The organism is Pseudomonas fluorescens (assembly GCF_902497855.1).
GTDB lineage: Bacteria > Pseudomonadota > Gammaproteobacteria > Pseudomonadales > Pseudomonadaceae > Aquipseudomonas > Aquipseudomonas fluorescens_BI.
On record NZ_CABVHU010000012.1, the window covers coordinates 239490 to 261556 of the forward strand.

General features: G+C 59.8%; 19 protein-coding genes and 1 pseudogene. 5 read left to right on the forward strand and 15 right to left on the reverse strand.

Translation table 11 applies throughout. From position 1 onward, the window contains the following. Positions 1 to 66: 66 nt before the first annotated feature. Positions 67 to 741 carry a DNA-3-methyladenine glycosylase I gene (locus F8N96_RS23575; protein WP_150799855.1) on the reverse strand — a complete coding sequence of 225 codons (675 nt, stop codon included), beginning with the start codon at positions 739 to 741 and terminating at the stop codon, positions 67 to 69. A gap of 149 nt (positions 742 to 890) precedes the next feature. Further along, positions 891 to 1715, reverse strand: coding sequence for a tRNA 2-thiocytidine(32) synthetase TtcA (ttcA, locus tag F8N96_RS23580; protein WP_150799856.1), 825 nt, complete (start codon positions 1713 to 1715; stop codon positions 891 to 893). A gap of 279 nt (positions 1716 to 1994) precedes the next feature. On the opposite strand from ttcA, the gene F8N96_RS23585 reads away from it, so the two are divergent. Next, positions 1995 to 2597 carry a Yip1 family protein gene (locus F8N96_RS23585; RefSeq protein ID WP_017340184.1) on the forward strand — a complete coding sequence of 201 codons (603 nt, stop codon included), beginning with the start codon at positions 1995 to 1997 and terminating at the stop codon, positions 2595 to 2597. A gap of 162 nt (positions 2598 to 2759) precedes the next feature. After that, complete coding sequence (locus tag F8N96_RS23590; protein WP_150765755.1) at positions 2760 to 3254, forward strand: SprT family zinc-dependent metalloprotease; 495 nt, start codon at positions 2760 to 2762, stop codon at positions 3252 to 3254. Between the two features lie 147 nt (positions 3255 to 3401). Here the strand turns inward: F8N96_RS23590 and F8N96_RS23595 are convergent, their stop codons facing one another. Together F8N96_RS23595 and F8N96_RS23600 are read right to left on the reverse strand one after the other, a co-directional pair. Further along, on the reverse strand, positions 3402 to 4583 hold the full coding sequence (locus F8N96_RS23595) for a CaiB/BaiF CoA transferase family protein (RefSeq protein ID WP_150799857.1): 1182 nt from the start codon (positions 4581 to 4583) through the stop codon (positions 3402 to 3404). Between the two features lie 162 nt (positions 4584 to 4745). Then, positions 4746 to 6080 (reverse strand): dicarboxylate/amino acid:cation symporter, encoded by a 1335-nt coding sequence (locus F8N96_RS23600; protein WP_150765757.1) that lies wholly within the window; start codon positions 6078 to 6080, stop codon positions 4746 to 4748. A 338-nt stretch (positions 6081 to 6418) separates the two neighbouring features. Here F8N96_RS23600 and F8N96_RS23605 point away from each other — a divergent pair, with 338 nt between their 5' ends. After that, entirely contained in the window at positions 6419 to 7417 is a 999-nt protein-coding gene (locus F8N96_RS23605; protein WP_150799858.1) for an AraC family transcriptional regulator, read from the forward strand. Positions 7418 to 7449: 32 nt separating this feature from the next. Here F8N96_RS23605 and F8N96_RS23610 read toward each other — a convergent pair whose 3' ends face one another. From F8N96_RS23610 to F8N96_RS23620, 3 genes are all read right to left on the reverse strand, one after another. Continuing rightward, positions 7450 to 8796, reverse strand: a complete 1347-nt coding sequence (locus F8N96_RS23610; RefSeq protein WP_150799859.1) for an ATP-binding protein — start codon at positions 8794 to 8796, stop codon at positions 7450 to 7452. Beyond that, the gene (locus tag F8N96_RS23615) at positions 8793 to 9470 is read right to left on the reverse strand and encodes a response regulator (protein WP_150799860.1); all 678 of its coding nucleotides are present in this window, start codon (positions 9468 to 9470) and stop codon (positions 8793 to 8795) included. Before F8N96_RS23615 ends, F8N96_RS23610 begins: the two co-directional genes overlap by 4 nt. A 118-nt stretch (positions 9471 to 9588) precedes the next feature. Then, the gene (locus F8N96_RS23620; protein ID WP_150799861.1) at positions 9589 to 10191 is read right to left on the reverse strand and encodes a hypothetical protein; all 603 of its coding nucleotides are present in this window, start codon (positions 10189 to 10191) and stop codon (positions 9589 to 9591) included. Between the two features lie 249 nt (positions 10192 to 10440). Here F8N96_RS23620 and F8N96_RS23625 point away from each other — a divergent pair, with 249 nt between their 5' ends. After that, complete coding sequence (locus F8N96_RS23625; RefSeq protein ID WP_224789523.1) at positions 10441 to 11166, forward strand: 4'-phosphopantetheinyl transferase family protein; 726 nt, start codon at positions 10441 to 10443, stop codon at positions 11164 to 11166. 32 nt (positions 11167 to 11198) lie between these two features. Here F8N96_RS23625 and F8N96_RS23630 read toward each other — a convergent pair whose 3' ends face one another. After that, positions 11199 to 12809 carry an ATP-binding protein gene (locus F8N96_RS23630; RefSeq protein ID WP_150799863.1) on the reverse strand — a complete coding sequence of 537 codons (1611 nt, stop codon included), beginning with the start codon at positions 12807 to 12809 and terminating at the stop codon, positions 11199 to 11201. Next, positions 12806 to 13519 carry a response regulator gene (locus tag F8N96_RS23635; protein WP_150799864.1) on the reverse strand — a complete coding sequence of 238 codons (714 nt, stop codon included), beginning with the start codon at positions 13517 to 13519 and terminating at the stop codon, positions 12806 to 12808. The genes F8N96_RS23630 and F8N96_RS23635 overlap by 4 nt, the downstream gene beginning before the upstream one ends. 738 nt (positions 13520 to 14257) lie before the next feature. On the opposite strand from F8N96_RS23635, the gene F8N96_RS23640 reads away from it, so the two are divergent. Then, positions 14258 to 17152 (forward strand): ribonucleoside-diphosphate reductase subunit alpha, encoded by a 2895-nt coding sequence (locus F8N96_RS23640; protein ID WP_150799865.1) that lies wholly within the window; start codon positions 14258 to 14260, stop codon positions 17150 to 17152. A 264-nt stretch (positions 17153 to 17416) separates the two neighbouring features. On the opposite strand, the gene flgE is transcribed toward F8N96_RS23640, so the two are convergent. The 6 genes and pseudogenes from flgE to cheR all read right to left on the reverse strand — a co-directional run bounded on the left by flgE (position 17417) and on the right by cheR (position 22034). Further along, positions 17417 to 18730 carry a flagellar hook protein FlgE gene (gene flgE / locus F8N96_RS23645; protein ID WP_150799866.1) on the reverse strand — a complete coding sequence of 438 codons (1314 nt, stop codon included), beginning with the start codon at positions 18728 to 18730 and terminating at the stop codon, positions 17417 to 17419. 31 nt (positions 18731 to 18761) lie between these two features. Next, positions 18762 to 19481 (reverse strand): flagellar hook assembly protein FlgD, encoded by a 720-nt coding sequence (flgD, locus tag F8N96_RS23650; RefSeq protein WP_150799867.1) that lies wholly within the window; start codon positions 19479 to 19481, stop codon positions 18762 to 18764. Between the two features lie 14 nt (positions 19482 to 19495). Then, positions 19496 to 19939, reverse strand: coding sequence for a flagellar basal body rod protein FlgC (flgC, locus tag F8N96_RS23655; protein ID WP_150765768.1), 444 nt, complete (start codon positions 19937 to 19939; stop codon positions 19496 to 19498). Positions 19940 to 19942: 3 nt separating this feature from the next. Then, positions 19943 to 20350, reverse strand: coding sequence for a flagellar basal body rod protein FlgB (gene flgB, locus F8N96_RS23660; protein ID WP_150799868.1), 408 nt, complete (start codon positions 20348 to 20350; stop codon positions 19943 to 19945). A 371-nt stretch (positions 20351 to 20721) separates the two neighbouring features. After that, positions 20722 to 20817, reverse strand: a pseudogene (locus tag F8N96_RS23665) (chemotaxis protein); the annotation flags it as partial. Between the two features lie 389 nt (positions 20818 to 21206). After that, entirely contained in the window at positions 21207 to 22034 is an 828-nt protein-coding gene (gene cheR / locus F8N96_RS23670; protein ID WP_150799869.1) for a protein-glutamate O-methyltransferase CheR, read from the reverse strand. Positions 22035 to 22067 lie beyond the last annotated feature (33 nt).

The following is a 22067-nucleotide window of genomic DNA, read 5'->3' on the forward strand; positions in this document are numbered from 1 at the left end:
GCGTCACAGGGACGCGGAGCGTCCCGGGCGGCGTTCCCACGCAGAGCGTGGGAACGATCATCCTCGTCAATGATTGGCGGTGTAAGCCAGCATCATCGAAAGCTGGCTCATCGCCCGCCCGCCACTCTCTTCATGCCACTGGTTGAACACGTTCTGCACCGTGGCCAGGTCCCGCTGGCTGGTCGGCACCTTGTCGACGATCTTCTGCGCATTCAACGCCGCCACCACGTCATAGCTCGGCACAAAGGTATCCTTGCCGACCATGCGCAGGAATCGTGGCGCCGACAACCCGCCCAACTGATGCCCGTGCTTTTTCAGGTAAGTCCACAGGCCGACGATATCGGTCACCGGCCACTCGGCGATCAAGGCGCCGAAGCTGCCCTTCTCATGCGCCACATCCAGGATGAATTGCGCATTGCGCGGCACGCTCTTGAGCTTGCCCAGGTGCCGGATAATCCGCGCATCCTGCATCAGACGCTCCAGGTGTTCGGCACTCATCAGCACGACTTTTTCCGGGTCGAACCTGAAGAACACCTCTTCGAACGACGGCCACTTGGCGTCCACCAGGCTGTGCTTGAGCCCGGCACGGAACACCCGCAGCGCCATGGTCGACAGATAGCGATCATCACTGATCTTGCGCAATTGCGCCGGGGTCTTGGGAACGGGCAGATGGGCTTCCAGTTCAGCCGCTGAACCGAAGCGGTTCAGACAGTATTCGTGCAGCCACTTGTAATCGCGCATGCCCTCTCCTGAGGATTGAAAAATGAACTACCAACTTGTGACAAAATTTGTGGGAGCCAGCCTGCTGGCGATGAGAAGGGGTGTCAGACAACAATGATGTGCCTGACACTCCGCCATCGCCAGCAGGCTGGCTCCCACAGTAATAGTGATTAGAGGTTAACCACGTTGACGAACCGCGAAGCGGCGGATTCGTCGATCTTGAGGCTGGTGAAGTCGAACAGGTTGCGGTCCGCCAATTGCGACGGGATCACGTTCTGCAGGCTGCGGAAAATGCTTTCGGTACGGCCCGGTGTCTTGCGTTCCCACTCCTGGAGCATGTCCTTGACCACTTGACGCTGCAGGTTTTCCTGGGAACCGCAGAGGTTGCACGGGATGATCGGGAACTGCTTGAAGTCAGAGTAGGCCTGGATGTCTTTTTCGTTGCAGTAGGCCAGCGGGCGGATCACCACGTTGCGACCGTCGTCGGCCAGCAGCTTCGGCGGCATGGCCTTGAGCGATCCATTGAAGAACATGTTCAGGAAGAAGGTCTCGACGATGTCGTCGCGGTGATGGCCGAGCGCCATTTTGGTCGCGCCAATCTGGTCGGCGAAGGTATAGAGCGTGCCACGACGCAGGCGTGAGCACAGCGAACAGGTGGTCTTGCCTTCCGGGATCAGCTCCTTGACCACCGAGTAGGTGTCTTTCTCGACGATGTGGTACTCGATACCCAGCGTTTTGAGGTAAGCCGGCAGTACATGCTCCGGGAAGCCCGGCTGCTTCTGGTCCATGTTCACGGCCACGATCTCGAACCTGATCGGTGCAACCTTCTGCAAGTGCATCAGCACGTCGAGCATGGTGTAGCTGTCTTTGCCTCCAGACAGGCAGACCATGACCTTGTCGCCGTCTTCAATCATGTTGAAGTCGGCGACAGCCTCACCGGCCTGGCGGCGAAGGCGCTTTTGCAGTTTGTTCTGGTTGACCGTGAGAGTGCCCATGACGCGAAATCCGTGAGGTGTGACGAAAGGCCGGCATTTTACGCAAAAACCCGCCGGGGGCGAAGTGCCCCCCATCCCGTGGGATTTGGTGACAGTCCCAGAGGCGATTAACGAACATGTTTACAGCGCGATTTGCTCTAAGCCCCCCGTACCTGCGTGGATAAGACCTTTCTATACTGCGACATAAGGTCACAGGCATCCCGACCTTTCCTTACTCGGCCACCTTGGCCCGTAGGCGCTCCACTGGGGGGCGACGGTAATACAAGAGGAGTGACTGGCATGATCCATCACGTAGTGGGGCTATTCACCCACCCTGACCAAGAATGGAAAGAAATTCGTGGCGACCAGGAGGAAAGCATCAGCCACATGTACCTGACCCACACGCTCATCCTGGCGGCCATCCCGGCGGTGTCGGCGTTTATCGGTACTACCCAGGTCGGCTGGGTCATCGGAAATCGAGCGCCGGTGATGCTGACGACAGAGAGTGCGCTATGGATGACGATCATGTCGTACCTGGCGATGCTCGGTGGCGTTGCGGTGATGGGCGCATTCATCCACTGGATGGCCCGTACCTATGATGCCAACCCGAGCCTGGCCCGCTGCGTCGCGTTTGCGACCTACACCGCGACGCCGCTGTTCATTGGCGGCCTGGCGGCACTGTACCCGCACATGTGGCTGGGGATGATCGTCGGCACCGCGGCCATCTGCTACACGGTGTACCTGCTCTATGTCGGACTACCGACGTTCATGAACATTCCGTCGGACGAAGGATTTCTGTTTTCAAGTTCGGTGCTCGCGGTAGGCCTGGTGGTGCTGGTAGCCATCATGGCGTTCACCGTGATTGTCTGGGGACTCGGCGTGGGGCCGGTCTATACCAACTGACAAGGCTGTTTACCTAATAACCAGATCTGCCAATACTGGCCGCCGCAAGGCGGCCTTCTAACGTCTTCAGGTCAGTGGGCGGCCGACGACCACTCGGCGCCTCGACGATTCGCAAGTCCCGAGGGTTGCGGCATACTCGACGTCTCTGGAGATCCATCAAGCATGCCCGAGCACATCAATACCCGCGTCGAAGACTGTTTCCAACAAGCTGAATCCTTTTTCAAACGACCTTTCAAACGCCCCGTGGTGAGTCTCAAGCTGCGCGGGCAAAAAGCCGGTGTCGCGCACTTGCACGAGAACCTGCTGCGGTTCAATCCGCAGCTGTACCGGGAAAACACCGAAGATTTTCTTAAACAGACCGTTGCCCACGAAGTCGCGCACCTGATCGCCCATCAGTTGTTCGGCGACCGCATCCAGCCCCATGGCGAAGAGTGGCAATTGATCATGCGTGGCGTGTACGAACTGCCGCCCAATCGCTGCCATACCTATGACGTCAAACGCCGCCGCGTGACCCGCTACATCTACAAATGCCCCTGTGCCGACAGCGACTTTCCATTTTCGGCGCAGCGCCATGGGCTGGTGCGGCAAGGCCGGCGGTATTTGTGCCGGCGCTGTCGAAGCACCCTGGTGTTCAGTGGGGAGATGCGGGTCGAGTAGTGGGATTTGTGGTGCTTGTCCCGGCCTCTTCGCGGGCAAGCCCGCTCCCACAGGACCTGTGTCGTACACATAATCTGCAAACGACACGGAACCTGTGGGAGCGGGCTTGGTCCGGGCGGCGTTCCGACGAAGGCGTCCTTGTAGTCGCTACAAAATTACCTTGGCACGGCGCAACTCTTCGATCCGCTCAACGCGATACCCCAACTCCCCCAACACCTGATCGGTATGTTCTCCCAGCGCCGCGCCGATATGTCGCGGCTCGGGCAACCCGTCCGAAAACTTCAACGGACAGGCCATCTGCGGTTGGGTCGAGCCGTCGTTGCGCGGCACTTCAGTGACCAACTGTCGCGAGCGCAATTGAGGATGGCGAACCGCTTCGCCCAGATTCAATACCGGTTCGACACAGGCATCGAGCTCGGCAAACAGCGCGCACAACTCACCAAAGTCGTGTTTCTCGAATTCGGTCTTCAGCGCTTCCTTGAGTTTCTTCTGCTGCGCCGGTTCAGGCGACAAGCCCAAGGTTGCCAGCTCCTCCAGCCCCAGCGCCGTGCACAGTTGTTTCATGAATGGCGGTTCCAGGCTACCCACTGATAACCAGCGCCCGTCCCGTGAACGGTAATGGTCGTAGAAACTGCCACCATTGAGCATCTGGTCCTCCCAGTGCGGCTCCGCGCCACAGGCCAGGTAGCCGGCGCCGGCCATGGCGTTCAGACTGAACACGCAATCGGTCATGCTCACATCCAGATACTGCCCTGACCCGCTGTGTTGACGGGCGATCACCGCTGCCAACAGGCCTATCACCCCGTGCATAGAGCCGCCGGCGACATCCGCCACTTGCATGCCCAGGGGCAAGGGCCCGCTGTCGGCGCGACCGGTGTAACTGGCCAGCCCTGCCAGCGCCAGGTAATTGATGTCATGGCCGGCGCGGTCCTTGTAAGGGCCGGTCTGACCGTAACCGGTGATCGAGACGTAGATCAGTTTCGGATTGATCGCCTTCAAGGCTTCATAACCCAGGCCCAGACGCTCCATCACGCCGGGGCGGAACTGCTCCAGCACGATGTCGTAGTCCTGCAGCAATTGCTTGATCACATCCAGGGCTTCAGGCTGCTTGAGGTCCAGCGCCAGGCTGCGCTTGTTGCGATTGAGGTAGGCGTGGCTGGCCGAGACCCCCTGGTCATGGGGCGGCAGCACCCGCAACAGGTCCATGCGGCTCGGCGATTCGATACGCAACACCTCGGCCCCCATGTCCGCCAACAGTAACGAGGCAAACGGCCCCGGCAACAATGTAGAGAAATCCAGAACCTTGAGTGATGCCAGTGGACCGAGCATGGGTCTTCTCCGTAAACGATACTCCCCAGACTAGGCAGCCATCGGCATTGCGGCAATCACCTTTTGCGTCAGTTGCGCTGACCGTTGCGCTCAAATCGCCGCCCACGAAAAACCCGCCGAAGCGGGTTTTTCGTTGCAGCCTGAGCAGCGGTGAAGCGAGCGTTACTTGACGCCGTTCGGGGTTGGGCCTTCGGCCACGCCCAGGTCATCTTCTTCACGCTCGTCGGCGATACCGCGACCGCCGGAAGCCAGTTCGGCGTGCATCACATCGACATCCAGTTCCTTGACCCACTTGGCCACCACCAGGGTCGCCACGGCATTGCCCACCAGGTTGGTCAGGGCGCGGGCTTCGGACATGAAGCGGTCGATACCCAGAATCAGCGCCAGGCCGGCAACCGGCAGATGGCCGACCGCAGACAGGGTCGCCGCCAGCACGATGAAGCCGCTGCCGGTCACGCCCGCCGCGCCTTTGGAGGACAGCAGCAATACCACCAGCAGCGTGATCTGGTGAGTGATATCCATGTGCGTGTCGGTGGCCTGAGCAATAAACACCGCCGCCATGGTCAGGTAGATCGCCGTACCGTCGAGGTTGAACGAGTAACCGGTCGGGATCACCAGACCGACCACGGATTTCTGCGCGCCCAGACGCTCCATCTTGATCAGCATGCGGGGCAGCACCGATTCCGAGGAGGAAGTCCCCAGCACGATCAGCAGTTCTTCACGAATATAACGGATCACTTTCAGCACGCTGAAACCGTGGGCGCGAGCGATACCGCCCAACACCACCAGGACGAACAGCAGGCAAGTGATGTAGAAGCAGGCCATCAACTGACCCAGTTGCACCAGCGAGCCGACACCGTAGGCGCCGATGGTGAACGCCATGGCACCGAAGGCACCGATTGGCGCGAGCTTCATGATCATGTTGATGATGTTGAACATCACGTGGGCGAAACGATCGATGAAATCCAGGATCGGTTTGCCGTAGGCACCCAGGCGATGCAGGGCGAAACCGAAGATCACCGAGAACATCAGCACTTGCAGGATGTCACCCGTGGCGAACGCGCCGACGATGGTGGACGGGATGACATTCAGGAGGAAGCCGACCACGCTTTGATCGGCACCGGCGGCGACGTACTGAGCGACTTTGGAGGCATCCAGGGTGGTGACGTCGATGTGCATGCCGGCACCGGGCTGCACGATATTGACCACCACCAGACCGACCAGCAATGCGATGGTCGACACGATTTCGAAGTACAGCAGCGCGTAACCGCCGGTCTTGCCGACCGACTTCATGTTCTGCATGCCGGCGATACCGCTGACAACGGTACAGAAGATGATGGGCGCGATGATCATTTTGATCAGTTTGATGAACCCGTCACCCAGCGGTTTGAGGGCCACACCCGTCTGCGGGTAGAAGTGACCAAGCAGGATGCCGATGGCGATAGCAACGATCACCTGGAAATACAGGGATTTGTACAGTGGCTGACGAGTCGTCATTGCAAAGTTCCTCAAGAGCGTCCGGCGACAACATCCATCTGTTGTCGACGACACCTCATTTGCGAACCCTCCTGCACTGGAGGGATTTGTTTTGTCGAGCTGCGCATCGGCAGGCATCTGCTGGTTGTATCGCAAGGCCCGTGCCACCTTCGGGGAAATGTCCTACAGCCTTTTGACATCAAGGGTTACAGGTTTTTCCTAGGCTCTGAACAGTCACAGCAGCGTGGCGGAATCCCGCCAATCGGCCAAATCGCGTCCTGCAATTTGGCGGATATCCGCCTTGTTGCTCGCCCGTGCACCCGGCTACCATCCGCTGCTCAATGGACGGACCTGCCTCTATGCGCGAACGCACCATCGCCAGTCATTTCGCCCGCGCCGCCCTGGGAGGGGCGCGCCTGCGTGGGTACGACTATTCGAACCTGCTGCAGCGATTGGGTATCAACGCCGAACTGCTCGACGAGCCGCGTGCACGCATCGCGCCCGAGCAGTTCACCCGGTTGATCCAGGGACTGTGGCTGGCCCTGGACGATGAGTACCTGGGATTCGGGTCGGCCCCGAGCAAACCGGGCAGCTTCGCGATGATGTGTCATGCGGTGATCCACTGCCGCAATCTGGAAAGCGCGCTCAATCGCGGCTTATTGTTTTATAGCTTATTCCCCGGGGCTCCGCGCCTGAGCCTGATCCGCGAAGACGAATGGGTGCGCCTGAGCCTCGACGATGCGCAGCTGTGGGACCCGGACCATTTCCTCAGCGAGAGCCTGCTGATGATCTGGCATCGACTTGGCAGCTGGATGATCGGCCAGCGCATTCGTCTGGAGCAGGCAACCTTCAGCTATCCAAGGCCCGAACACGGCGCGGAATACGATTTGCTGTTTTCATGCCCGCTGCAGTTCAAGGCGGCGCAGAGCAGCCTGCTGTTTCACAGCCGCTACCTGAGCATGCCGCTGTTGCAGGACGAACGAACCCTCAAGCGTTTCCTCGAACGGTCCCCGGCCGACCTGTTGTCGCGCCCGGATGACGGCGACAGCCTGAGCAGCCAGCTGCGACGCCTGCTCAGCCGCGACAGTTCCTGCTGGCCTGACCTGGAATCGGTGGCCGCACACCTGCACATCAGCCCGCAGACGCTGCGTCGACACTTGCGTGAAGAGGGTTCGAGCTTTCAGGAATTGAAGGACCAGTTGCGCCGGGACATTGCGATTTATCACTTGGGGCGTGCAGACCTGTCGTTGCAACAGATTGCCGAGCAGCTGGGGTTTTCCGAGCCGTCAGCGTTTCACCGGGCTTTCAAGAAATGGACAGGATTGACGCCGGGGGCCTACCGCGCCCAGGGGAATTAAGCTCCGGGGCCAAGCGCCAGGGTGAACTTTGGTCAAACCACCGGAACCTGAATCCGAAACGCCGCCCCGCCCAGGGGTGAATCATCCAGGGTCAGCTTCGCGCCGTAGCTTTCGATGATGTCCTTGACCACCGCCAGGCCAATGCCCTGCCCCGGATGCTGGCGGTCCAGGCGTTCGCCGCGCTGCAGAATCCGCGCGCGCTGATCCGGTGGCACCCCGGGGCCGTCATCCTCGACGCACAACTCGATCCCGTCCAGGGTCTCGCGCGCGCTGATGTGCACTTCGCCGAGGCACAGGCGATAGGCGTTTTCCAGCAGATTGCCCAACATCTCCAGCAAGGCGCCCTGCTCGATCGGCACATAACAGGGCTCTGGCAGATCAATGGTCACCCGCACCTGCTTATCGCTATAAACCTTGTCCAGCGTGTCGCAAAGGCTCTGCAATACCGGACGCAAGCGCACCTGATGTCGCACCAGTCCGCTTTTGCGCAAGCTGGCGCGCTGTAGCTGATAACCGATCTGCTGGCTCATGCGCTCGATCTGGGTTTGCAGGACCCAGGCCTGATCGCGATCCGCCGGCCGCAGGGCCATATCCTCGCTGACGCCTTGCAGCACTGTCAGCGGAGTTTTCAGGCTGTGGGCCAGGTCATCGAGAGAATCGCGATAGCGGCTGCGCTGGTCGCGCTCGCTATGCAGCAAACGGTTCAGGGAACCGGTCAGGCGCAGCAGTTCGCTCGGGTGTTGTTCGCTGAGGCTTTCGCGGGTGCCGCTTTCGATCTCGTCCAGTTCCTGACTCAACCGGCGTAACGCCTGCAAGCCCCATGTCAGACCGATCCACAGCAACGCCAACAACACCAGCAAAGCCGCGCCGAAGCCCAGGTAAAGGTTTTCCCGCAGGCCTTCAAGGGTGATTTCGTAGTCACGCAGCGGTTGCAGTGCGACAAAACTGAACGCCGCACTTTTGCCGCCGAGCAATTTGACCTCGACGTCATAGACGAAGAACTCCTGGCCATTGTCTTCGCGAATCCTCGCGAACTCGTTACCGTGGCCGTCGTAACGTGGCGTGTAATTGATGTTCTCTTCGAGGGTGTCTTTCGAGCGCCAGACCAGTCGACCTTCACGGTTGTAGATATAACCGAGCAAACGGCCATCGGCGAGGTTGAAACGTTCGTCGGGCAACTGCGCCGGCATCTGCAAGCGGTTGTTCTCTACCCGTGCCGCAGAGATCAACGTGGTGACGTCCGATGCCAGGCGCTGCTCGATGGCGTCCTGCAATGCCAGGCTGAACGCACCCTGCATTGCCGGCAGCAACGCGAGCATGAACAATACCGCCAGGATCGTGGCGGCGAGCATCAGACGAATTCGAAGAGAACTGATCAAGTGCAGCGCTCATTGAACAGATAGCCGAGACCACGCACGGTATCGATCGGTTTGAAGCCGGTGGGGCCCTCCAGCTTTCGGCGCAGACGGCCGACCAACACTTCGATCACGTTCGGATCGCGCTCGTCATCGTCCGGGTAAAGCTGCTCCATCAAGCGGTCCTTGGGCACCACTTGCTGGTGGTGGCGCATCAAGTATTCGAGTATCCGGTACTCATACGCAGTCAGCGCCAGCGGCAGTTCATCGAGGGATGCCTGCTTACGGTTGAGGTCCAGCAGCAGCGGCCCGGCGACAATCGTCGACTGGGTGAACCCGCTGGAGCGACGGAGCAAGGCATTCAGGCGCGCCTCCAGTTCTTCGAACTGGAACGGCTTGACCACATAGTCGTCGGCACCGGCCGCAAGGCCTTCGACCTTGTCTTGCCAGTTGCCACGCGCGGTGAGGATCAGTATCGGAAAGGTCTTGCCCTGCGAGCGCAGCTGACGGATCAGGTCCAGCCCGCCCATGCCCGGCAAGCCGAGATCGATTACCGCCAGGTCATGGTTGAACTGTTCGGTCTGATACAGCGCCTCGGTGGCGTTGGCCACGGACTCGACCACGTGGCCGCTATCCGTCAGGCGGGTTTTCAGGTGATGGCGCAACAGCGCTTCATCTTCGACGACCAGCAGTTTCATAACGCCCTCCCGGGCCAATCAACATCGTGAGGCATGAACGGCGCACCTCGATGACTGACAGGGCGATGCCGGATCAGCCTGCTGGGTTGATCCGGCACCAACCTGTCGCGAACGCTTTTCAGAAAGCGTAGTTAGCGGAGACGTACGTCTGGGCGCTGCTGTTCACGCCCAGCGAACCCTGTTTGCCGCTGCCGCGCTCGCTCACCTCGGTGCTGGCATTGTGGCGCAGGTAACGGTAACCCAGTTCAACCGACGTGTTTCGCGAAACCTGTTGCAAAACGCCTACCTGGCCGCCAATGGCGTAACCCATGTTGGTGTCGCGGCTGAAACCTGTCGATTCCTGGGTCGTTTTGGTCAACCCGGCAGAGAGGCCGCCGAACAGCTTGGTGCTGCCACCCCCCGGGTAGAACAGATCGTAGCTGCCCAGCAGGTTTTCATGACGCAGTTTAATGCCATTGTGCGAGCCCGACACGTTGTCGTAAGTGGCGTAGTAGCGGCCCTCGCTGTTTTGCCGACCCAGGCGCACACCCCAGGTGTTGTCCTTGCCGATCACGCCGTCGGCGTTCGGGCGATCGAGGTTATCGTTCAGGGCGTGGGACTTTTTGACCTTGTCGCTGGTCTGGCCAAAAGTAAGGCTGGCGAAATTGTCATCGGAGGCGAACGCTGCCGTGCTCGCGCCCATTACGGTAATTGCCAGAAGCAGTTTTTTGAATCCAGTCATGGGTGAAACTCCTAGTGAGTGACGTGTTGTTTGGGTACGGGGCAAGATTACTGACCTCGCCCTGAACGCCCCCTGAACACGCGCTTAACCTGAGCTGAACCAGACCCACCCAGCTGTTTCGATGACTTTCCTGCAGGAGTTCCGATCATGCGAATGCTCTTTGCTCTCTTCTTGCTGGTTGTCAGCGGGCTGACCCATCGACCTGTTTAGGACTACCCAGCACCCAGGCAACCCGGCAAAATGCCCGACATGAATCCCGTCCCCGCCCTACCCGTTTGCTGCACCCCACTCGATGCCGATTGGCCGCTCCCCTTGGTGCTGCCCGATACCGTCCTGCTGGGCACTCACTTCGATAGCGCGCAATTGGCCAGCGATGATTTTCAACGCAGTGCCATCGAGCCACCGGCCAGCATCCAGCGCTCGGTCGCCAAGCGCCAGGCGGAGTTTCTCGCCGGACGGGTCTGCGCCCGGGCGGCATTGCAGGCATTGGAAGGACTGGACTTTATCCCGGCCATCGGTGAAGACCGGGCACCGGTGTGGCCGTCACATATCGCCGGCTCGATCACCCACAGTACCGGCCGGGCGGCGGCGATCGTCGCGAAGAAAAGCCACTGGCGCGGGCTGGGCATGGACCTGGAAAACCTGCTCGCCCCTGACCGGGCCGAACGCCTGGCCGGGGAAATCCTCACCGCGCCGGAGTTGCAGCGTATGAACGCAAGCCCTCGGGATCAGTTGGCGTTGCGGGTGACGCTGACGTTTTCGGTGAAGGAAAGTTTGTTCAAGGCGCTGTACCCGATCGTTCGGCAGCGATTCTATTTTGAGCATGCTGAAGTGCTGGAGTGGAGTGACGGTGGTGAAGTGCGGCTGCGGTTGCTCACCGACCTGTCCAGCGAATGGCGCAATGGCACCGAGCTGGATGCGCAGTTTGCGGTGATGGATGGGCAGTTATTGAGTCTGGTCAGCATCAAGGCCTGAAGATTTTCAGTGCCTCAAACACAACCAGGATCTCAACGCGTCTCCTGATTCCTCGGCCAACTCAAACTGAAACACGCCCCACCCAGGCTCTTGCTCTTGCTGATCAACGCCCGGCCACCATGCCAATGGATGATCCGTCGCACGATGGACAACCCCAACCCATGCCCGCCCGAGGCACGGGTGCGGCTGTCATCCAGGCGCAGGAACGGGGTGAAGATCTTCTCCCACGAAGATTCCGGCACGCCCGGCCCGTCATCCTCGACATCCACCCGACAGCGCTGCTGACCCACTTGATAGCTGACCGTCACCCGCGATTGAGCGTGGCGCATGGCGTTGCTCACCAGATTTTGCAACGCCCGGTGCAGGTAGCGTGGCTCGGCCTCGACCCAGGCGTCGTCGCAATCGGCGGCCGACAGGCACAGGCCGCGCCGCACCGTGACCTCCGCTCGCAGCGGCGCCAGCTCCTCGATCACCTGATTGACCAAGGCATCCAGATCGATGCGCTGGAAGTTCAGCGCCGGCGAGCCCTGCTCCAGCCGCGCATAAGTCAGCATCTCGTCCACCAGCCGATCAAGATCCTCGATGTCATGGTCCATGCCCTCGCGGTATTTCTCCAGCGCTTGCGGGGTAGTGGCCGAGCCGATCATCTCCAGGCCAAAACGCAGGCGTGCCACCGGTGTGCGCAACTCATGGGATACCGCGCGTACCAGTTCGCGCTGAATCGCCAACAGCTGCTGCAGGTGCTCGGCCATGCCGTTGAACGCCGAAGCCAGGCGCCCTACCGAGTCCGCTCCGCGTGCCGGCACCCGGGTTTCCAGGCTGCCCTTGGCGATGCGCGTGGCTGCGGCTTCCAGGCCACGCAAGCGGCGCTCCAGCTGACGCACCAATAAATAGACGATCAAACCGATCAGGCTCAAACCGAGGGCCGCGATCAGCACCAGCCACTCCGGCGGGTAAGGATTCATCTGGTACAGCGGACCGATCTCCAGGACCCAGGGCGTGCCAACCATGCCGGCAAACACCCGGATCGAGTCGCCGCCCTTGCCCAGGGCCATCACCGTATCGCCTTCGGCCACCCGGCGGCTCTGGTCTTCGTCCATATCGGCCTGGTCGGCCGTGACCAGCTGCAGGTCAAAGCCGAAGCCCTTCTCTTCCTTTAATTGCGCCAGGCGCCTGGGCTGCTCGGCCACCGGGACGCGCACCAGTTCATCCGCCAGCAGGTAGATAGTCGCACGCGCCAATTGCTCGCTGATCTGCTGCACTTCGCCCGTCAGTAGCAACTGCTCCTTGTCACTCACCAGGCGGTAAACCTTCGCCGCATGCGGACCGGTCTGCTCCACCAGCGCCTGACCGCGCAGTACGCGGGTGCGCTGCGTGAGGTCGAGGTCAGTCTGGGCGAAGGTCTTCAATGCCAGGGGAATCCCGAGCAGCCGCTCCCACACCAACAGGGTTCGGTGGCGCTCCGTCGGGTTCATCGGTTGCAGATTGTCGGCCATCAGCGCAAACGTGCCGTGGGCCAGGCGTTCGCGGTATTGCTCGCCGCGCACCTGGTTGAGCATGTGCAAGGCCAGTACGCCCAGTACCGCCACCAGAATCAACGCCGCGCACATGCCACCGTAGATGCGCAGGAAGATCGAATTCACAGGGTGCAGGCCTCTGGCACGAACAAATAGCCTTTGCTGCGGATGGTCTTGATCAGCCGCGGATGCTCCGGATCGTCGCCAATCTTCGGGCGAATGCGCGAGATGCGCACGTCAATGGAGCGATCCTGGCCGTCGTAGCCAATGCCACGCAACGCGGTGAATATTTCTTCCCGGGACAGAATGCGCCCGGCATTGGCCACCAGCAGCCAGAGCAGGTCGAACTCGGCGCTGGTCAGCTCGATGCCGTTGTCATTGAGCCAGGCTTCGCGCAAGGCGTTGTCCACCACCAGCGGACCGAATTGCAGGCGCCGAAGCTTTTCCGGGGTGGCTTCGGGTACTTCACTGCGCCGCAGCAAGGCCTGGATGCGTGCCAGCAGCAACCGAGGACGAACCGGTTTGCAGACATAATCGTCGGCCCCCAGGTCCAGGCCCAGAATCTGATCGGTGTCGTCGCTTCGAGCCGTGAGCATCAGGATCGGGCCATCAAAGCGCTCGCGGACCTTGCGGCAGATGCTCAGGCCATCCTCGCCCGGCAGCATCAGGTCGAGGATCACCAGGTCCGGCTGCTCATTGATGATGCGGGCCGCGGCCAGGGCGCCATTGCCCTCGATCGACACACGCAGGCCGTTGGCCTCGAGGTATTCGCGGGTCAATTCGGCCAGACGCTGGTCGTCCTCCACAATCAACACCTGCCAGGCTTCTTGCTCCACGGTGACCTCTGCTTGCCAACAAAACGAAATAAGGAAGGATCCGCCCGTCTTTTTGTCATGACCTGGGGGATAAGAATGCGTATGCAGTGGCCGATTGTATAAACGCCACTCGCCGAGAACACAAGCTGGCAAATGCGTTCGGCCAAGCCGGTTTTTTGTGGTAGGGTTCGCGCCCTTAAAAATCCAACTGGCCGTTTTCAAACATTGAAAACCCGTGAAAAACGGTCCGCTCCAGTAGAGTCGCGGCCTGCACGCACGCTCCAACTTTCACACACAATTTACGCACAGGTTTATCCACAGGTAGTACGTTGCAACACCCCCCAAAACGCATTATCTTGTACCCCTGCGCGAAAAAAACCCTACATGTAGGGTTTTGCATCAAAAACCAAACACAAACCAGACACGGATTTCAAGCGCTTTTATTGCCTCTGTCCGGTTGAACCAAACGTATTTTTGAAAGACCAAACCGCGCATGCGGATGGCTACTGTTCTAGAGCCGAAAACGGCGACAACGGTACGGGTGTTGCAGTCAGTTACTGTCACTCAAAAGGATCCCGGTTCCAGGCTCAAGGCCTGGGACCAACAGACTTCGGCATGGAAGCGGCGCCCTGTAGCCCCTTCCTGATCTGTCCCGAAGTTGGTATGCCCGGCTCCTGGCCGGTTGTAGTGCTTCAGGACGGAACGGTGGGCACCGTGATAGTGCCCAAACAAACATAGAGAATGTGGAGACAACCCCCCATGCAAACCGACACAACTCGCGAGAACCCGCAGGGTACCTTGCCGCAGGCCGCTGATTCGACTTCGGATCTGTCCGCGACCGCGCCGGGTCAACTGCGCGTGATCAAGCGTAACGGCACTGTCGTTCCTTACACCGATGACAAGATTACCGTCGCCATCACCAAAGCGTTCCTCGCAGTTGAGGGCGGCACCGCTGCCGCTTCGTCGCGAATCCACGACACCGTTGCCCGCCTGACCGAACAGGTCACCGCGACCTTCAAGCGTCGCATGCCGTCGGGCGGCACCATCCACATCGAAGAAATCCAGGACCAGGTCGAACTGGCCCTGATGCGTGCCGGCGAGCAGAAAGTGGCTCGCGACTACGTGATCTACCGTGACGGCCGCTCGAAAGAACGCGCCGCCCACGCACCGGCCGAGGCCGCGGTGGACGCTCACCCGTCGATCCGCATCACCCGCGCCGATGGCACCTTTGCACCGCTGGACATGGGTCGCCTGAACACCATCGTCACCGAAGCGTGCGAAGGCCTGGAAGAAGTCGACGGCGACCTGATCCAGCGCGAAACCCTGAAGAACCTGTACGACGGCGTGGCCCTGACCGACGTCAACACCGCCCTGGTGATGACCGCCCGTACGCTGGTTGAACGCGAACCGAACTACTCCTTCGTGACCGCTCGCCTGTTGATGGACACCCTGCGTGCCGAAGGCCTGAACTTCCTCGAAGTGGCCGAAAGCGCGACCCACCACGAAATGGTCGACCTGTACGCCAAGGCCTTGCCTGCGTATGTCGCCAAGGGTATCCAATTCGAATTGCTGAACCCGGTCCTGGCCACCTTCGACCTGGAAAAACTCGGCAAGGCGATCAACCACGAACGCGACCAGCAGTTCACGTACCTGGGCCTGCAAACCCTGTACGACCGTTACTTCATCCACAAGGACGGTATCCGCTTCGAACTGCCGCAGATCTTCTTCATGCGCGTGGCCATGGGCCTGGCGATCGAAGAGAAGAACAAGGAAGACCGTGCGATCGAGTTCTACAACCTGTTGTCGTCCTTCGACTACATGTCCTCGACCCCGACCCTGTTCAACGCCGGCACCCTGCGTCCACAGCTGTCGAGCTGCTACCTGACCACCGTGCCGGATGACCTGTCGGGCATCTACCACGCGATCCACGACAACGCCATGTTGTCGAAATTCGCCGGCGGCCTGGGCAACGACTGGACCCCGGTGCGTGCGCTGGGTTCGTACATCAAGGGCACCAACGGCAAGTCCCAGGGCGTCGTACCCTTCCTGAAAGTGGTGAACGACACCGCCGTCGCCGTCAACCAGGGTGGCAAGCGCAAAGGCGCTGTCTGTGCCTACCTGGAAACCTGGCACATGGACATTGAAGAGTTCATCGAACTGCGCAAGAACACCGGTGATGACCGTCGTCGTACCCACGACATGAACACCGCCAACTGGATCCCCGACCTGTTCATGAAGCGTGTCTTCGACGACGGTCAGTGGACCCTGTTCTCGCCATCCGAAGTACCGGACCTGCACGACCTGACCGGCAAGGCCTTCGAAGAGCGCTACGAGTACTACGAAGCCTTGTCCCAGTACCCGGGCAAGATCAAGCTGTTCAAGACCATCCAGGCCAAAGACCTGTGGCGCAAGATGCTGTCCATGCTGTTTGAAACCGGCCACCCATGGCTGACCTTCAAAGACCCGTGCAACCTGCGCAGCCCGCAGCAGCACGTGGGCGTGGTCCACAGCTCGAACCTGTGCACCGAGATCACCTTGAACACCAACAAGGACGAGATCGCCGTTTGCAACCTGGGCTCGATCAACCTGCCGAACCACATCGTCAACGGCAAGCTGGACACCGCCAAGCTGGAACGCACCGTGAACACCGCCGTGCGCATGCTCGATAACGTGATCGACATCAACTACTACTCGGTGCCGCAAGCGAAGAACTCCAACTTCAAGCACCGTCCGGTCGGCCTGGGCATCATGGGCTTCCAGGACGCTTTGTACCTGCAGCACATTCCTTACGGTTCCGACGCTGCCGTCGATTTCGCCGACAAGTCGATGGAAGCGGTCAGCTACTACGCGATCCAGGCGTCCTGCGACCTGGCCGACGAGCGCGGCGCCTACGAGACGTTCCAGGGTTCGCTGTGGTCCAAGGGCATCCTGCCGCTGGATTCGCAACAGATCCTGATCGAACAACGTGGCCAGCAGTACATCGATGTCGACCTGAAGGAATCCCTGGACTGGGCGCCGGTTCGTGCCCGCGTGCAGAAAGGCATTCGCAACTCCAACATCATGGCCATCGCACCGACTGCCACCATCGCCAACATCACCGGCGTCTCGCAGTCGATCGAACCGACCTACCAGAACCTCTATGTGAAATCGAACCTGTCGGGCGAATTCACCGTGATCAACCCGTACCTGGTTCGCGATCTGAAGGCTCGCGGTCTGTGGGATTCGGTCATGATCAACGACCTGAAGTACTACGACGGTTCGGTGCAACAGATCGAGCGCATCCCGCAAGAACTCAAAGAGCTCTACGCGACGGCGTTCGAAGTGGACACCAAGTGGATCGTTGACGCGGCAAGCCGTCGTCAGAAGTGGATCGACCAGGCTCAATCGCTGAACCTGTACATCGCTGGCGCCTCGGGCAAGAAGCTGGACGTGACCTACCGCATGGCCTGGTACCGTGGCCTGAAAACCACTTACTACCTCCGTGCCCTGGCCGCGACCAGCACCGAGAAGTCGACCATCAACACCGGTAAGCTGAACGCGGTTTCCAGCGGCGGCAACCACGGTGAAGATTCGGTCCTGGCAGCACCAGCCGGCCCTGCTCCAGTGCCGAAGGCGTGCGCCATCGACGAGCCGGATTGCGAAGCTTGCCAATAAGCTGAGCCGGTAATCCGCCGAAAGGCAGTTACCTGAAACCCCCGATGAGCCTCTGGCTTGTCGGGGGTTTTCTTTTGCCTGTACCTGCTTCCGTAGGAGCGAGCTTGCTCCGGGCGGCGTTCCGACGATGGACGTAAACGATAACGCGTTCACCCTGGTTAAACGTGTTGCTCTCAAGTTCATCGCGAGCAAGCTCGCTCCTACACGCATAAAAAAGCCCCTCTCACGAGGGGCTCTTGGTGCCAAATTATCAACCAACCCGCATCACGCCATCTGAATAATGGTCTGCATGATGGTGCTCTGGGTGGAGATGGTCTTGGCGTTCGCCTGGTAGTTGCTCTGCCCCTTGATCAAGTCGACCAGTTCGTTGGTCAGGTTGACGTTGGACTCTTCCAGAGAGTTGGATTCGATCATCCCCAGGGTACCGCTTTGCGGCGCATCAAAGCCGGGAATGCCCGACGCATAGGATTCTTTCCAGCTGGAGCCGCCAATAGGCTGCAAACCTTGTTCATTGGTGAAGCTGGCGAGCGAAATCTGACCGATAGCCTTGGTCTGGTAGTTGCTGAAGTTAGCCAGCAATACCCCGCTACCGTCGATGCTCAGGCTGGTGATCTGGCCGGTGGCGTAACCGTCCTGCGCAGGAATCGAACGCGCGGTATCGGCATTGAACTGCGTCGTGTTGCCCATGGAGATGGTCAAGCCGTCCGGGTTGTCGTCAGCACCGTTGGGTGCCCACACGCCATTGGTCACCGTGCCCGGAGTCCAGCCGGTGATCTTCAGATCGTTGCCGGTAGTCGCTGGCGGAGTGGTAATCGAAAGCAGCTTGCCGCTTGCATCGAAATTCATGGTCGAAGGGATCGCAGGGGTAACAGGCTTGGCGGGGTCGCCATCCGCAGGGTTGCGGCCATCGATCAGGGTGTAGATGTCCCATTCATTAGCGCCAGTCTTGACCATGTATTGATCCATGACGTGCTGGTTACCCTGGCTGTCGAAAATCGGGGTACTGAATTGCTTGGTGAAGGTGGCCTGCTTGGACGGATCGAACTTGTTGGCGGCAATCGACTGATCGATCACGTCAGCCGTGGAGTTCAGGTTGATCGTCGACGACACGGTGGTGGTGGTCTTCGGCGCCAGGTTGGACGTGTCGATGCGCAAGTCGGTCAACACACCGTTCTGAATCTTGCCGTTGGCATCCACACCGTAGCCCTGCAGACGCGCAGAGCCGTCGGTGTTGGTGACGTAACCTTCCTTGTCGACCTTGAACGTACCGGCACGGGTGTAGGACAGCGAACCGCTGTCATTCAGCACGAAGAAGCCGGAGCCGTTGATGCCCATGTCCAGCACGTTACCGGTGTTGTTGATGTCGCCCTGGGTGAACTGCTGGGCAACGTTGGCCAGGCGCACCCCGCTACCGACGGCCTTGCTGCCGGTACCCAGCTTGCTTGCCGAGTAAACGTCCTGGAATTCGGCACGGGACGATTTGAAACCGGTGGTCGCGACGTTGGCGATGTTGTTGCCGGTCACGTCCAGTTGTTTGTTGGCTGCATAGAGACCGCTAAGGCCGATATTGAAAGACATATTCCACTCCTTTGTGCCGTGTTAGTCGGCTCTACATACCAATGGTTTGTACTTTGGACAGGGCGATGCTGCCCAGCCCGGCCAGGTTGAGCATCAACTCACCGCCGGTCTGGCTGATGGTCACGCTGTTGACGGTCGCCGGCAGATAGGTGATCAGCGCCACGGCCTGATCATCGATGGTGGTCGCAGCGGCGAACGTATAAGTACCTGACTCAACCGTTTTGCCTGCATCGTCCTTGCCGTCCCAGATGAAGCTGGCGTCGCCGGCCGACTGACTGCCCAGGTCGATGGTGCGAACGGCTTTGCCGTCCTTGTCGCTGATTTTCAAGGTGGCACCGGCCACTGAGTCCGGGATCACCACCGTGCCGGTCATACTCTTCGACGTGTCGACCACGGCTTTGTCGCCCGGCGCAATCACCGAACGCCCCACCAGCGACGAAGCCTGCAAGGCCTGGGACGAGTTGTAGTTGCTGGCGAGGCCCGTCACCGTGTCGTTAAGCGAGGTGATCCCCTCCAGGCTGCTGAACTGCGCCAACTGAGCGACGAACTCGCCGTTGTCCTGCGGCTCCAGCGGGTTCTGGTTTTTCAGCTGGGTGACCAGCAACTGCAGGAATGCATCCTTGCCCAGGGCTTTTTTGCCGGTGGCGCTGTCCGTTGCCGACGCCAGGCCGTCGGTACTGGCATTGGTCTTGATCGAGGAGTTGGCCAGGATGTCGTTGAGGTTCAAGCCACTGGTATCAATCACACTCATCTGAGTCGTCCCTATCACTGACCGAGGGTCAGGACCTTCTGCATCATGGTCTTGGCGGTGTTCATCATTTCGGCGTTGGTCTGGAACGAACGGCTCGCGGAAATCATGTCGGCCATTTCTTCCACCACGTTGACGTTGGGGTAATAGACGTAGCCCTTGGCGTCAGCCGCCGGATGGTTCGGCTCGTATCGTGCATCCAGGTTGCTCTGGTCTTCGACCACGCCCAGCACTTGCACACCCTGGCCGGCGGCGTCCTGATTCTGGAACAGCGAATCGCCGCCGCCACTCTGGGCACCCTGGAACATGGTGGCGAACACCGGGTGACGCGCGCGGTAGGTCTGGTCGATGCTCGACGAGACGGTCTCGGCGTTGGCGATGTTACTGGCGACGGTGTTCAAGCGAGTGGTCTGGGCACTCATGCCGCTACCGGCAATGTTGAAAACGCTGGCGAGGGACATGAATCATTCTCCACGAAGGGCTGAGATCAGCCCTTTGAATTTGCTGTTGAGCAAGGTGAAGCTGGCCTGGAAGTTGACCGAGTTTTCCGCGTAGGCCGATTGCTCAAGCTGGGCATCCACGGTGTTCTGGTCGATCGAGGCTTGCATCGGCGTGCGATACAGCAGCGAGTCGTCGCTATTGCCCAGGCCTTCAGCTTCGATATGCCGGTTGTTGGTCATGTTCAAGACGAAAGAGCCGCCCTTGGTCTTCTCGTGCTGCGCGGCGAGCACTGCCGAGAAGTCCAGGTCCCGAGCCTTATAGTTCGGGGTGTCGGCGTTGGCGATGTTGTTGGCCAGGACTTCGGCGCGCTTGGCGCGAAAGCCCAGGGCCTGTTCGTGGATACCGAGCGCTTTATCGAAGCTGATGCTCATGTCGGGAAACCTTCGGGTGACCTGATTTTTCGTAGGATGACTTCTGCAAAAGCAAGCGTCGTGCCAATTCAAAAAAGCCCGTAAACCGGGACTTTGCGGGCAAGGGCAAGCCGGCAATGCCAGAAAAGCGGCAACCGGTTTCCGCTGTCTGCCGCTTTTCTGCCGCTTAACACCGATTTGCGAAACGCCACCACGTCCCTGTAGGAGCCGGCTTGCCGGCGAAGGCGGTGGGTCAGCCAACCTGTTTGTCGACTGGACGGACGCCTTCGCCGGCAAGCCGGCTCCTACAGGGGACGCGTGTCGGCGGGAAATCCTCAGGCATAAAAAACGGGAGCCGCTGAGGACTCCCGTTTTTTGATGCTGCCAGTCAATCACTTCGCCTGGTAAATAATCCCCGGACTGCACTGAACCATCTGGTAATGATCCGGCAAACCGTTGAGCGCTTCAGAAGCGCCGAGGAACAGGTAACTATCGAAGCTGATGCTCATGTCGGGAAACCTTCGGGTGACCTGATTTTTCGTAGGATGACTTCTGCAAAGGCAAGCGTCGTGCCAATTCAAAAAAGCCCGTAAACCGGGACTTTGCGGGCAGGGGCAAGCCGGCAATGCCAGAAAAGCGGCAACCGGTTTCCGCTGGCTGCCGCTCTGCCGCTTAACACCGATTTGCGAAACGCCACCACGTCCCTGTAGGAGCCGGCTTGCCGGCGAAGGCGGTGGTTCAGCCAACCTGTTTGTCGACTGGACGGACGCCTTCGCCGGCAAGCCGGCTCCTACAGGGGGCGTGGTGTCGGCGGGAAATCATCGGGCATAAAAAAGGGAGCCGCTGAGGACTCCCGTTTTTTGATGCTGCCAGTCAATCACTTCGCCTGGTAAATAATCCCCGGACTGCACTGAACCATCTGGTAATGATCCGGCAAACCGTTCAGCGCTTCAGAAGCGCCGAGGAACAGGTAACCGCCGCGTTTCAACGTGCCGTGAATCCGCAACAGGATGTCTTTCTTCATCTCGGCGGAGAAGTAGATCAGCACGTTGCGGCAGAACACGATGTCGAACTTGCCCAGGCTTGCATAACTGTCCAGCAGGTTGAACGAGCGGAACTCCACCCGGCTCTTGATCGGCGCCTTGATGGCCCAGCGCCCCGGTCCCTTGGGGTCGAAATAACGCTGCAGGCGCTCAGGCGACAGCCCGCGACCGATGGCCAGGCTGTCGTACTCGCCGCTCTTGCAGTTGGCCAGCATGGTGCTGGACAGGTCGGTGGCAACGATCTGCACCCCCATCTTCAACTGACCCATGTTGACCCGCTCGAACTCATCGATCGACATCGACAGCGAATAGGGTTCCTGACCCGACGAGCACGCCGCCGACCAGATCCGCAGACGCTGGCCAGGGGCGGCCTTGATCGCTTCGGGCAGCACCTTGTTCTTCAACACTTCAAACGGATAGGTGTCACGAAACCACAGGGTTTCGTTGGTGGTCATGGCATCCACTACCCTTTCGCGCAAACCGCTGCGTGGCTGGGTCTGTATGCGCTGGACCAGCTCACCCAGGGACTTGATGCCTTGCTGTTCCATCAGTTTGTTGAGACGGCTCGCGACCAGGTACTGCTTGTTTTCACCGAGCAAAATGCCACAGGCTTTTTCCAGGAAGACCCGGAACTGTTCGAAATCCAAATTACCCGTAGACAAAAAGATACCGCCTCTTAAATCGTGTTGACCGCC